11 protein-coding genes are annotated in these 12581 nt (G+C 43.2%); 6 read left to right on the top strand and 5 right to left on the bottom strand.

Annotated elements, in window-relative coordinates:
- Positions 1 to 56: 56 nt before the first annotated feature.
- On the top strand, positions 57 to 290 hold the full coding sequence (locus NG798_RS04705; protein WP_261220655.1) for a hypothetical protein: 234 nt from the start codon (positions 57 to 59) through the stop codon (positions 288 to 290).
- Positions 291 to 330: 40 nt separating this feature from the next.
- Here NG798_RS04705 and NG798_RS04710 read toward each other — a convergent pair whose 3' ends face one another.
- Positions 331 to 672, bottom strand: a complete 342-nt coding sequence (locus NG798_RS04710) for an NAD(P)H-quinone oxidoreductase subunit M (protein ID WP_261220656.1) — start codon at positions 670 to 672, stop codon at positions 331 to 333.
- Between the two features lie 173 nt (positions 673 to 845).
- Positions 846 to 1391, bottom strand: coding sequence for a 3-isopropylmalate dehydratase (locus NG798_RS04715; protein ID WP_261220657.1), 546 nt, complete (start codon positions 1389 to 1391; stop codon positions 846 to 848).
- 237 nt (positions 1392 to 1628) lie between these two features.
- On the opposite strand from NG798_RS04715, the gene NG798_RS04720 reads away from it, so the two are divergent.
- A complete protein-coding gene (locus NG798_RS04720; protein ID WP_261220658.1) occupies positions 1629 to 2492 on the top strand; it encodes a hypothetical protein in 864 nt (287 codons plus the stop codon).
- A gap of 162 nt (positions 2493 to 2654) precedes the next feature.
- Complete coding sequence (locus NG798_RS04725; protein ID WP_261220659.1) at positions 2655 to 5174, top strand: VWA domain-containing protein; 2520 nt, start codon at positions 2655 to 2657, stop codon at positions 5172 to 5174.
- A gap of 58 nt (positions 5175 to 5232) precedes the next feature.
- On the opposite strand, the gene NG798_RS04730 is transcribed toward NG798_RS04725, so the two are convergent.
- Entirely contained in the window at positions 5233 to 5625 is a 393-nt protein-coding gene (locus tag NG798_RS04730; RefSeq protein WP_261220660.1) for a hypothetical protein, read from the bottom strand.
- 41 nt (positions 5626 to 5666) lie between these two features.
- Entirely contained in the window at positions 5667 to 6050 is a 384-nt protein-coding gene (locus NG798_RS04735; RefSeq protein ID WP_261220661.1) for a papain fold toxin domain-containing protein, read from the bottom strand.
- 181 nt (positions 6051 to 6231) lie between these two features.
- On the opposite strand from NG798_RS04735, the gene NG798_RS04740 reads away from it, so the two are divergent.
- Positions 6232 to 6837, top strand: a complete 606-nt coding sequence (locus tag NG798_RS04740; protein ID WP_261220662.1) for a sulfite oxidase-like oxidoreductase — start codon at positions 6232 to 6234, stop codon at positions 6835 to 6837.
- A 135-nt stretch (positions 6838 to 6972) separates the two neighbouring features.
- On the opposite strand, the gene NG798_RS04745 is transcribed toward NG798_RS04740, so the two are convergent.
- Positions 6973 to 8352 (bottom strand): aldehyde dehydrogenase, encoded by a 1380-nt coding sequence (locus tag NG798_RS04745; RefSeq protein WP_261220663.1) that lies wholly within the window; start codon positions 8350 to 8352, stop codon positions 6973 to 6975.
- Between the two features lie 431 nt (positions 8353 to 8783).
- Here NG798_RS04745 and NG798_RS04750 point away from each other — a divergent pair, with 431 nt between their 5' ends.
- Both NG798_RS04750 and NG798_RS04755 read left to right on the top strand, forming a co-directional pair.
- A complete protein-coding gene (locus tag NG798_RS04750; protein ID WP_261220664.1) occupies positions 8784 to 11243 on the top strand; it encodes an ATP-dependent Clp protease ATP-binding subunit in 2460 nt (819 codons plus the stop codon).
- Positions 11244 to 11389: 146 nt separating this feature from the next.
- A complete protein-coding gene (locus NG798_RS04755) occupies positions 11390 to 12562 on the top strand; it encodes a sugar MFS transporter (protein WP_261220665.1) in 1173 nt (390 codons plus the stop codon).
- Positions 12563 to 12581: the final 19 nt, after the last annotated feature.

Raw genomic sequence — 12581 nt, forward strand, 5'->3', positions numbered from 1 at the left:
ATTTTATGTGTAGCAGTTTTTGGATGAAAGCTTAAAAAGCAGGAGTTGGGGCAGTTATGGCAGATTCTGAATGGGATTGTTTTGATGTGCCGGAGTGGGCCGAAACTGAGGAGATGGCGAAAATGATTGCGGCTCTTAGGCAGTCTGGAAAAATGAATTCTGAGATGATGCGGTTGAGCACTTGGGTGCTTTCGGAAACGATGGATGAGTTTTTGCCTGGTTTTTGGAGCCGGTTTATGGCAAACCGCCAAGTTGCTCATAAGCAGTTTATGCAGCGTAAGCAGGTTTAGCCGGCCTGTTTTGGGGTTGGGAGGCCGGCCAACTACAGGTTTAGCTTTGCTCTGTGACTACTTGGGGGACTCCTAAGCTGTAGTTTAGGACTCGGCTATTGAGGTTGTAGCTTATTTGGCCGGTTTGCAAGAGGGTTCGCACAAAGTGCTCTAAATCTGAACCGATGCGGCGCATATTATATTCGGTCAAGTCTTCTGAGTTGTAGCTTTCTACTAATTCGTCAAATTTACGATAAACCTGTTGCAGGGCGTTGTCGTTCCAGTTCAGTTCGTTGTCTGGATCAACGTCTAGGGTGAGCATTTGCTCGTTGTCTACTAATTCGCCGTTTTTGACTTCGGCGGTAAATATGTGGATGTGACGGGTTGTAGATTTCAACAACATGAGGGTAAATTTTAGACAATTCTTTACAAATAGCCCCTAAATGATAGCAAGTTGTAGGTTTGCCGTAAACGTTTGTTATAACTCTTAAGTCATTTGTTATTTGACAAATAGTGATTTCTTCAAAGGCAGGCTTTCCGGCCTGCCCCACAAGGTTTATGGTTGATGTCTAATGGCTATTTTGCTGCAATCATGCCGGTTTGTCTGGCGTAGGCGAAGAGGCCGCCGGCTTCGATGACCGGCCCGACTTCTCCAAGGGGTTTGAGTTCGTAAGTTTTGTTAAGGGTGTGGTTGATGATTTGATTTTTTTCAAAGTCTATGGTACAATCATGGCCGGTTTTGAATTCGTCGCAAAGCCTTTCTACGGATTCCCAGGGGTAAAGTTCGCCGGTGGCGGAACAGTTGCGGAAAAAGATGCGGGCGTAGGATTGGGCGATGACGGCTTCCACACCAGAGGCTCCGAGGGCGATGGGGGCGTGCTCGCGGGAGGAACCGCAGCCGAAGTTTTCACCGCCAATGATGATCGGGTATTGGGTTTTGCTGGCGCCGGTTTCGATAAATTTGCCGTAGCGATCTGGTAAGCCGATGAGGGCGTAGCTGCCAAGTTTTTCGTATTCGTCGGGTTTTGAGGGGACGAGGGTGAGGTATTCGGCTGGGATGATTTGATCGGTGTCGATGTTGTCGTCTACAACAAAAATTTGCCCGCGTATTACTTTTGTCATTTTTTTGGATGAATTTTTTGGCGTGTCTGTGGTTTTTGAGTGGATTGCCTTTTTGTATTTTACTGCTATGGGGGTTGTGGGGCTGTTGTGGCGGGTTGGGATTTTTAGGGCTGTTGAATCAAAGTATGGACAATCAAGATATGATTCGTTATGTTTAGGCAAAAATGAGCCAGATAAGAATGCTTTCTGGCTGTAGTTCAATTTTCAAGTATTGCGATTCACACCGGCAGCGCATATATGGTAAATCCGATTGATGATATTTTTACTCAGGCTCGCTCTGGTAGTGTGGCGGCGATTATTCAAGTTTTGAATGATAAATTGGCTTCTTCTGGTGTGCGAACTCGTGCGGTTTTGGAAAAGGGAGTTCTGCAATTGTTGTGCGAGGCGCATGAGGCTGAACAGTTGGATAAGTCTTTTTTGGTTGATCGTGTTCGGGAGATTTTGGAGTCTTTGGAACCGGCCAATATTCGACGGGTAAGAATTAATAGTCGGATTGTGCGGGAACAGCAGTTACTTTGGCTGGATGAAGTTAGCCGCGATCCGGTAAATCAATTGTTGTGGTTTTATGATATTACTCTGAAAAAGCCAAGTTTGTTTAAACGTTTATTTCAACGTCCGATTATTGTTGAGAAAAGGGCGGGTTTTGGTTTACCAAAGCAAATGGGAGGTAGTTCTTCTTTTTTTGAGCGAGAACAGCGTCAGTTTTGGCGGGGAATTTTGATCGGGGGTTTGGGTTTTAGTGCGCTTTTGTTGTTGTTGGCTTTTGTTTTACATAGTTCTTTTGGGTTGCGTTTGAGTGAGCAAAAAGAAGGGGAAAAGCCGCTTAATGTTGCTGGTAATTCTAAGCCGGTGCCGGTGAAGCTTCAATCGAGGGATATGTTTGCGGAGGCTGTACGTTTAGCTGAGCAAACTTCGGCGCTTGGTAAGCAGGCTCAAAGTCGTGATGAGTGGTTGGTGATTGCGGCAAAGTGGGAACAGGCTTCGGCTTTGATGGCGGCGGTGCCGGCTTCTCATCCTCGCTATGATGTGGCTCAAAATCGGGCGGCGCTTTATAAGCAAAATGGAGAAACTGCTCAGGATGAAGCAGAAAAACGTCAATAAGTTTTGTGTATTTTATGGTGGATTTTTTGGATTTTATGTATAGACCAACCGCTATCTATCGGTTGGTTTTTTTTATAAAAATTTAACGAGAAAGTAGGTTTTTTTGTGGCGGGCTGATCAGGCTTTTGTTAAAATAATAAATATGAGTTGAGAGAAGGACAAATGGCAAAGAAATCTTCGGCTAAGACTCAGGTGATAGCGGCTGAAAATATGCCGGCTAAGGTTTCGGAAAATCGCTGCAAATTTACGCTTTATAACTTGGCAGGACAGGAAAAGGATTTTTATTTGGTTGACCGGCATTCGCTTCAATTTCCACCGGAAGATCAGTTAAAAAAGGGTGTGGCTCACAATATTATCATTGTTGATCGTTCGGGGTCGATGTATTACGATATTAAGGCGTTAAAGGAGATGTTAGTTAAGCTTTTGACGCTGGATGAATATCAAAATTTTGAGTTGCTGGTTTCGCTGATTTCTTATTCTTCGTCTGGGGATGTAATTTGTCATTTTGAACGAGTGCCGGTGGTGGAGGTGATGAAGCCGCAGTCTCGTTATTTGGCAGAGGTTAAAAAGATTGAAAGCACCGGCTCTACTTGCATTTCTCAAGGGCTAAAAATGGCGGTGTCTTTGGTGAAAGAAGGAGAGGTGACGGGAATTACTTTGCATACAGATGGTTATGCAAATGATCCCAGTTTTAATGTTGAAGTAAAGACGCTTGAGGAGTTGTGCCGGCAACTTCAAGGTAAGGATGTTTTTCTGAATACCATTTCTTATGGTTATGCAGATTTTCAATTGCTTTCTAAGTTGGCAAATTTGGTTTCGGGTGTTTGTTTGAAAGCAGGGAATGTGAAAGAAGTTTATGATGCGCTTTATAGTACGTCTAGTTTGTTGGGTGGTTCGGTAAAACCGGCAATTGAGGAACCTTTGATTAAGGAATATGATTATCAGGTTTTTGTGTCAAAATCTGCAAAAAAAATTCTGGGTTCTTCTAGCACTTTGAAAATTTGTGGTTTGAAACCGGAGGATGAGGGAGTTTTTTATAAATATCGGAAAGTCAGTAAGGATGAGTACGAAAAGTTGGATGTGCCGGTGGTGCAAACAAGTGAAATTTTATTTGCTTTTGCGAAGGCAAATTTGGCTGATGGAAATTTGAATACTGCTAAATATGCTTTGGCGAGTACGTTTGATGCAACGCTGACAGAAAAGCACAGTAAGGCTTTAACAAATGCTCAGATTGCTGATTGGACGCAGGATTTAGAAGCGGTGATTTTTAACCCAGATTTGTTAAAATCCCATGAGGTTTTGTCTGGGGTGAAGGTGAATGATAAGGTGACGATTTTGGAGTTGGTGAAAGTTTTGGAAGAAAATGCAGAGGGGATTATTTTAAACCTGAAGCATTTACAGCAAAATTATCGCCGGCGCGGGGTAAAACGCATTGAGGGGGTGCGTGATAAGGAGGGCAATTTAACGACTCCTTGGCTGAAAATGGAGTACATCGACGGCGGGGAGTATGTGCGGATGGGGTCGTTTTCTATTAACCAGAATACGGCTACTATTAATATGTTGGTGACGCGAAAAGTGCGACTGGTTAAGGTTGAGGATGAGACTCCAATAACGGAAGTGGCGGGGGTTTTGGTGAATGATTTATCGAGTTTTAATAATTACACAGTTGTGAGTGATGGGGAGTTGAATGTTAAGACGCTGAAGGTGAAGTTTAGCCAGAAAAAGGCGTTTGAGGCGTTGAAGAAGTTGGGGGTTTTGGATGGGGAGGAGTTTGATTTTCGCCGGGAATATGAGGTGATGCTGGAGAATTTGCCTTTGGTGTCGTTTACGGGACGTTATAGTGTGCCGGTGGGTGTGTTTGAGGAGTTGGCAAAAATTAAGGTGCTTGCGAGTGTTTTTGCGGCACATTTGAAGGAACAGTCAGAGGATTTTACGGGGGAACAAATCGAGGAGTTAAAACAGCATTATTTGTCGAAGAGTTTGTATATCAATTTTCCGACGACGACGGAGTATAAGGATTTGAAAGCGGCGATTAATGAGGGGTCGATTGATTCGCGGGTGAGTTATAAAATTGATGTGGGAAGTAAGGAGATTTTGAATTTAGGTAAGCTTTATTCTGCGAATAAGTTTTTAGACCGGCTTTATGAGGTTTCTGATCAGGATACGGGGGAGAAGATAGACAAGCCAGGTTTTGATCTGGCGATGGATAAGCGGCTGAATTTTGAGCATAAAAAGCTTTCTTCGCGGACGAAAATCACAAAAGTTGATGATTTGATGAAGGCGATTTTTGATGATTTTCTGGGTTTGGAAAATTCGGGTGTTGTGGCGGAAATTTTAGGTAAGGTTGGTGCTGATAATACGGTGCGTGTTTTGGAGGCGAAACGTAAGGGGGATGCGGTGAGTCGGGATGAGTTTGTTGCTGCTTTGACGGAGGGGAATAAGAAGTTAGAAGGGTATGCTGAGCAGGTGTATGGTGAGCAAGTTTCGCCGCTGGTTTTTTATGTAGGTTCTACGGGTTTGATTCCTGATGAATTGGAGGCTAAGGGGTTGACGGCGGATGAAATTTCAGGGAAGTATCCTGATTTGAATTTGTCGAAAGATGAACGGGAAGGGATGTTTTTTGAGGTTGGGGATTGCGTTTTGAGTGTGTATGCGAAGAATGAGTATTACAGTACAAGGTAGGGGGTAGTTTTGATATGGCGACTGGTGTTTGCTGGTCGCTATATCAAGTTTTTAGCTTTTAATAAGTTGGCTGAGACAGGGTTTCGATATTTGGGGATTGTCCATTTTTTTGAGAGTCAATTGTTTTATTTTGGAGGGGAGTTTCGATAGGGTTTCGATTCGTAAATTCTTCAAGTAGATCAAAAAATCTATCGAGTGCTTTGCTTTCGTCTTCCGCGTAAAAAAGGATGATATTTGCCCAAGATTGGCTCGTTTGAACGTTGAATTTTTTTCTAATCCATTCGGGAAATTCTCTAAAGTCGAGGTCTTGTGGAGTCGGCTGCTCTCCTAATTCATACTGAGCGACGCTATAGCCTGATAAAAATGCTTGTAGGCATATTATAGAATGCCGGCCTAAGTACATAGAGGGTGCTTTTTTGATTTTATTGAGCAGTTGATATAAATTGGGCATTTCCTATTACCTCCTGATAGGGTTTGAAATTTTTAGGGGGGTTAAAATTCCTCTTCTTTAATTTTAAAATTACCTAAACCTAGTTCTATTGTAGGGGATGTTAAATTTTCTAGCCAGTCTTTTTTAAGAACGCCATTATGATCTATGTTATCAAACACGATTTCCTCGTTTTCTATTATAAGTGATACGGCCTCATGGTAGCCATTGGTAGCAATTTGCTGTGAGCGGCGCAAGTCATAAATCACCGACCAGGGTAAGTCTTGCCTTTCTAAATCAAGCTTTATTTGCTTAGCGCGCACGTTTTTAGAAATTAAGAAATTCCGAATAGCACTGCTACACTCAACGCATTGGAAAAGGCCATAGCAGCTTGCAATTTCAATGACTCGCTGGCGAATTTCTAATAAATTTTCCGGTTCTAAGCTCAAGTTTTTGTTTCCCCTCTTCCTCTCTAAATAATTTAAAATTGAAATCAATGTGTTAAATAGTTTAGCATTTATGTTAGTCAATCGCTATAAAAATCAGCCGTAATTTACCTGTTTTCGATTTGTAATAACCGCCCTCCCGCGTTATACTAAACTATGAAACTGTCCAACAAGGTATTTAATAATGCTGGGTAAATTTTTTAAAAAGCCAGAAGGCGAACAGATGGATCGCGTCCCCCCCGGACAGCGTTTAACTAATGGTTTCCCAATTATGACTTATGGGGATACACCGCAAATTAATCTCGAAGAATGGAGGTTTAAAGTGTGGGGTTTAGCGAAACCGGCCACTTTTACTCTTGATGATTTTATCGCACTTCCCCAACATGATTTTACGATTGATTTTCACTGCGTTACTCGCTGGTCTAAACTTGATGTGAAGTGGCGGGGAGTAAAAGTTACAGATTTTATGAAATTAATTGAATTAGACCCCAAAGCGGTGCATATTATGGAACATTGTTATGGGGGGTACACCACAAATATTGCTTTAGATGATTTTGTGCGGGAAGAAAACTTTTTTGCTCATACTTTGTATGACCAACCTTTGCCGGCTGATCATGGGGGTCCCTTGCGTTTAGTTGTGCCGCATTTGTATGCTTGGAAAAGTGCAAAATGGATTAATGGTTTAGAATTCCTTGACAAAGAGGGATTAGGTTTTTGGGAACGCAACGGTTATCATAAACGCGGCGAACCTTGGGCAGAAGAACGCTATAGCGGGTTATTTGGATTTTAACATCCCAGTGGCGCAGGCTATCCACGTTCATCTGTGGGGTAGGCATCTTGCCTGCCATCTGCGGTTAAAAATAGCCCCTATAAAAGTCGCAGGCGAGACGCCTGCGCCACAACAGAAACCGGATTTTTAGACTAACTACCCGATGATTTTTTTAATCAAATCAAGCTTACCGGCATAAGGTGCATAACGCCATTTTAAATCCATCAAAAATGACTTTTTCAAGACACTTTTTTGATGAGAAAACGTATCAAAACTTGCTTTGCCGTGATAGCTTCCCATCCCACTATTTCCTACTCCACCAAAGGGCAATTCCGAGACGCCAACCTGCATTACGGTGTCATTTATGCAGACTCCTCCGGATGAAGTTTCTCGCAAAACTTTATCTTGTTTAGCTTCGTTTTTGCTGAAAATATACAAAGCTAAAGGTTTGGGTCGTTCGTTGATTTTGGTGATAGCTTCATCTAAATTGCTGTATTCCAAAACCGGCAAGATCGGCCCAAAAATTTCGTCTTCCATCACCGCAGCATCCCAAGGAACTTGATCTAAAACTGTCGGGGCAATATAGCGATCATCGCGGTTTGTTTGCCCACCGGCTACGATTTCTCCATTGTTTAAAAACCCAGCCAGCCGGTCAAATTGTCGCTCATTGATAATTCTTCCATAGTCGGGGCTTTTGGCTGGATCTTCGCCATAAAATTCGCTGATGCAATTGGTTATTTCTGCAAGTAAGTCTTTTTTAATGGTGCGATCAACTAACAAATAATCTGGGGCAATGCAGGTTTGACCGCTATTGATGAATTTACCCCAAACAATGCGTCTGGCGGTGTGTTGAAGGTTGATTTCGGCATCGACAATGCAGGGGCTTTTTCCGCCTAATTCTAAGGTGACTGGGGTGAGGTTTTTGGCGGCGGCTTCCATAACTATTTGGCCGATTTTTGTGCCGCCGGTGAAGAAAATATGGTCGAATTTTTCTGCTAAAAGTTCTTGGGCAGTTTTGGCGTCGCCTTCAACAATGGCAATATATTCGGGTTCAAAAGTTTTTTGAATTAATTGCGTGACAACCCGTGAAGTATTGGCAGCTATTTCTGAAGGTTTTAATACGGCACAGTTGCCGGCTGCTATTGCTCCAACTAAGGGAGAAATCATTAATTGAAAAGGATAATTCCAGGGGCCAATTATTAACACAACTCCCAAAGGTTCGGGATAAATATAGGCCGAGGAGGGAAATTGATCAAGGGAAGTAGGAACTTTTTTCGGCTTTACCCAATCTTTGAGGTTTTTGATGGCATAGTCGATTTCTCGAACGACACCGATTTCGGTTGCGTAGGCTTCCAAATCAGGTTTATTGAGGTCTGCTTTCACCGCCGCCATGACGGCTTCTTTGCTGTCTAAAATTGCTTGTTTGAGCCGTTTTAATTGGCTGAGCCGAAACTCTATTTCTTTGGTTTGGCCGCTGGCAAAAAATTGGCGTTGTCGGTTAATTACTTCTCTGATAGGTGATTGTGTAAGAGTCATAATTTGTCATTTGTTAATGATTTTTTTCCAACAGTCAATGGTCATTGGCTATTGCTGATGATTTAACTTTTTCTTTGCCAACTTCCGCTCTCTATTATAGATTAAAATGCTAGGATTGTCAAGGAAAATAGCGTGTAAAATTTATCACACAGGGTCAGAAAAATTTAGCTATAATAAAAAAACAAAACCATCAGACACAGAAGAGTCGGTCTTGAGCGTAAAGTCAAGCCTAGCCAGCGTTTATTGGGGGAAAATACCAGACGGCTTATACTCCCCAATTTTACGGGTGTCCTCACTGTCGTTTGTGTCGGTTGATAGATAAATTAAAGGAACAGGCGATCAGTGATTAGTGATAAAAAAAAACCTTTTTCTGCATATTTTATCTAGTCACCAGTCTCCAATTTCCACTCCCCCTTATTAAGGAATAATCCATGTTTGAACGCTTCACCCAACAAGCCATCAAAGTTATTTTGCTCGCCCAAGAAGAAGCTCGCCGACTCAAACAAAATTTTGTGGGGACAGAACAAGTCCTCTTAGGAATTATTGGCGAAGGAACAAGCAAAGCGGCAAAGCTGCTGGGCGAACAAGGCGTTAACTTGAAAAAATCACGCATTGAAGTTGAAAAAATTATTGGCCGGGGGGCTAGTTATGTGCCGGCAGAAATTCCTTTGACACCGAGAGCCAAAGCAATTTTTGATACAGCCTTGCAAAAATCTGGCGAATTTGGTCATAATTTCATCGCTCCAGAACACATTTTGCTGTCCTTATTAGAAGATGCTAAAGGAGTCTCAGCAAAAGTTCTAAATAATATGGGGGTAGATAGCAATAAACTGCGGAATCAATTAATTAAAGCATTAGGAGAAATTGCCGCAGTAGCCGCCGGCCCAGCAGGAACAAACCGCCGGGATGCAATTACTTTAACCCTTGAAGAATTTAGCACCAACCTGACAAAATTAGCGGTAGAAGGTAAGCTTGATCCCGTAGTTGGACGCGAAAAAGAAATTGAGCGGATCGTCCAAATATTAGGCCGGCGTACCAAAAACAATCCCGTATTAATTGGCGAACCTGGTGTTGGTAAAACCGCTATTGCCGAAGGTTTAGCCCAACGAATTGTCAACAAAAACGTACCCGATATTTTAGAAAACAAACAAGTTTTTTCCCTCGATATGGGAGCATTATTGGCCGGGACTCGGTTTCGTGGCGAATTTGAAGAACGCATGAAAAATATCATGCAAGAAATTCGCACCGCCGGCAATATTATCCTCTTTATCGATGAAATTCATACCCTCATTGGTGCCGGTGCAAACGAAGGCGGAATGGATGCAGCCAACATCTTAAAACCGGCCTTATCGAGAGGACAATTCCAATGTTTAGGGGCAACAACCCTCGATGAATACCGCAAACATATCGAGCGAGATGCAGCCCTTGAACGTCGTTTTCAACCCGTAAAAGTTGGCGAGCCAAGTGTAGAAGAAACCATCGAAATTTTATACGGTTTGCGGAAAGCCTACGAGCAACACCACAAACTAAAAATCTCCGATGACGCCCTAGTTTCGGCGGCGCAACTTTCAGATAGATACATCAGTGACAGGTACTTACCAGACAAAGCAATAGACCTCATTGATGAAGCCGGATCTCGCGTGCGCTTCAGCCACACAAAACAATCTCCAGAGCTAAGAGCGCTCAAACAAGAACTGCCAAAAGTCGTAAAAGAAAAAGAAGCAGCCGTGCGCGATCAAGACTTTGAAAAAGCCGGTAAATTGCGAGACAAAGAATTAGAAATTCAGGGCAAAATTTCCACCGCTTCCCAAAACAAACCGCAAACAATTGATGCAACCGTTACCTCAGATGACATTGCCGAAATTGTAGCAAGTTGGACAGGAGTACCAGTTAGCAAACTCACCGAAACCGAATCAGAAATGCTGCTGCATATCGAAGAAACCTTGCACCAGCGATTAATCGGACAAGAAGAAGCAGTCAAAGCCGTTTCTCGTGCCATTCGTCGCGCTAGAGTAGGTTTAAAAAATCCCAACCGCCCGATAGCAAGCTTCCTCTTTTCTGGGCCCACCGGCGTCGGCAAAACCGAACTCACAAAAGCCCTCGCTGCTTATTTCTTCGGCTCAGAAAAAGCCATGATTCGATTAGATATGTCCGAATACATGGAACGCCATACTGTCTCAAAACTCATCGGTTCTCCCCCCGGATATGTTGGTTTTGATGAAGGCGGACAACTAACAGAAGCCGTGCGCCGTCGGCCATACACTGTCGTGCTATTTGATGAAATCGAAAAAGCACATCCCGACGTTTTCAATATGCTTTTGCAACTGCTTGAAGATGGCCGGTTAACGGACGCAAAAGGCCGCACGGTTAGCTTCAAAAATACCCTAATTATCCTCACATCCAACATCGGATCACAAGTCATTTCTAAAGGCGGAAATAGCTTCGGATTTGACCTGACCGACAACCAAGCCGAAGCACAATATCAGCGAATTTGTACCCTCGTCAATGACGAACTTAAGCGCGTTTTCCGACCAGAATTTTTAAACCGGCTTGATGAAACTATCGTCTTCCGTCCGCTGACAAAAGACGAAGTAAAAGATATCTCAGAAATCATGCTTCGAGAAGTCTTTAGCCGCCTCACCGAACAGGGAATTACACCTCAAGTAACAGAACGATTCAAAGAGCGTTTAATTCAAGAAGGTTTTGACCCTGCTTATGGTGCCCGTCCGCTGCGTCGCGCTATCATGCGATTGTTAGAAGATGTGCTCGCAGAAGCTATTTTAGCCGGCCATATTAAAGACGGTGATTCTGTGTTGGTAGATGTCGATGAAACCGGCAATGCAAAAGTTGTACCGATTGTTGAAAAAGTGCCTGAATTAGCACTTAGATAAAAGAGGAGGTTGGGTTAATTTGAGAAACCCAACCTTTTTTTTAACCGCATCCTATAGCAGATGGACGCAGATGTAGAGACGTTCTGGCATAACTTTTTTTAAACCGGATAGCGTATGAAATATTTCCCCCAAACTGAGTTAAAAAAATGGCTTCAATTTGGATAGGTAATGCACTTTCTTTTTACGCTTTTATAGCAATTGCGCTGGCGGAATCAGGATTAGGGGTGGTTCTGCCATCAATTCAAAACACTTATCAGCTTAATCCTGCAACAGTATCCCTACTTTTTCTTTCCCAGATGTCAGGGTATATAGCCGCAGCTTTGGGTAGCAGCCTACTCGTCAGCAAATTTGGTCTTGCCAAAACTCTCTTACTTGGTGCTATCAGCTTAACGAGTTCTTTATTTATATATGCCATAACTTCGTCCTGGTTAGTTATGGTTCTCACCGGCACATTGTTAGGTTTAGGAATTGGCTTAATTGATGCCGGTGTCAATACTTACGTTGCCAGCGACCAAACCAACGCCAGCATCACCGGCTTTTTGCACGCCTTCTATGGCATTGGGGCGGTTTTAGGGCCAGTTATTGCCACAACCATACTCTCAGAAACCGGCAATTGGCGGACAGTTTATTTAGTATTTGTGGCCTTGACCGGCTTACTTGTCCTGGCGATGCTGTGGGCAACCTCACATTATCCACCCATGAGCCGACTTGTGAGAGAGTCTAGCGCCAATGCTTTGCGCCATGTACAAATAGCTCTCACATCAAAAACAGTAATTTTAGTCGCTATATTATCATTTGTGACCGTCGGCTTAGAAGCCTCTGTAAACAATTGGGCCTACAGCGTCGAAAATATCAGCCGGGGGATACCCGCAGTCTTGGCCGGCTACAGCATCAGCGCTTATTGGGCCGGCATGACTCTCGGACGCCTAGGCATGGGTTCGGCTGTCCGGCGGCTGGGCGCAATTCCCACCCTCAACGCTTCCTTAGCTTTATTACTGAGTAGCTTGGTTGTTTGGTGGTTATTTCCTTTTCAATTGTGGAGTTTACTTTTTATTGGATTAGGAGGAGGGGCAATTTTTCCCCTAACAATTTGGCTAATGCCCCAGCGTGTAAACTCTAATTTAGTACCAGCAGCCATCAGCTTTTTAACAAGTGCCGCAAGCTTAGGAGCATCTGGAATTCCAACACTTTTAGGATGGGCTGCCGGTGTAGTAAATTTAGCAATTATTCCGCCTTTAATGGTAGTAATTGCTATTTTAATGGTCGTTATTCAGCACTTGTTAAACAGAAACAGTCCACCCCCTACAACCCTATCCTAATACTTGAGTTACTAAGGTT

The sequence above is a fragment of the Ancylothrix sp. D3o genome (assembly GCF_025370775.1).
In the GTDB taxonomy this organism is placed as follows: Bacteria; Cyanobacteriota; Cyanobacteriia; order Cyanobacteriales; family Oscillatoriaceae; genus Ancylothrix.

What these genes read in the sequence shown, in the direction of transcription:
- NG798_RS04725 (WP_261220659.1), top strand. Translation starts at nt 2,655, where the DNA reads ATGGCAAAGAAATCTTCGGCTAAGACTCAGGTGATAGCGGCTGAAAAT.
- NG798_RS04715 (WP_261220657.1), bottom strand. Translation starts at nt 1,391, where the DNA reads ATGACAAAAGTAATACGCGGGCAAATTTTTGTTGTAGACGACAACATC.
- NG798_RS04720 (WP_261220658.1), top strand. Translation starts at nt 1,629, where the DNA reads ATGGTAAATCCGATTGATGATATTTTTACTCAGGCTCGCTCTGGTAGT.
- NG798_RS04710 (WP_261220656.1), bottom strand. Translation starts at nt 672, where the DNA reads ATGTTGTTGAAATCTACAACCCGTCACATCCACATATTTACCGCCGAA.
- NG798_RS04740 (WP_261220662.1), top strand. Translation starts at nt 6,232, where the DNA reads ATGCTGGGTAAATTTTTTAAAAAGCCAGAAGGCGAACAGATGGATCGC.
- NG798_RS04730 (WP_261220660.1), bottom strand. Translation starts at nt 5,625, where the DNA reads ATGCCCAATTTATATCAACTGCTCAATAAAATCAAAAAAGCACCCTCT.
- NG798_RS04745 (WP_261220663.1), bottom strand. Translation starts at nt 8,352, where the DNA reads ATGACTCTTACACAATCACCTATCAGAGAAGTAATTAACCGACAACGC.
- NG798_RS04705 (WP_261220655.1), top strand. Translation starts at nt 57, where the DNA reads ATGGCAGATTCTGAATGGGATTGTTTTGATGTGCCGGAGTGGGCCGAA.
- NG798_RS04755 (WP_261220665.1), top strand. Translation starts at nt 11,390, where the DNA reads ATGGCTTCAATTTGGATAGGTAATGCACTTTCTTTTTACGCTTTTATA.
- NG798_RS04750 (WP_261220664.1), top strand. Translation starts at nt 8,784, where the DNA reads ATGTTTGAACGCTTCACCCAACAAGCCATCAAAGTTATTTTGCTCGCC.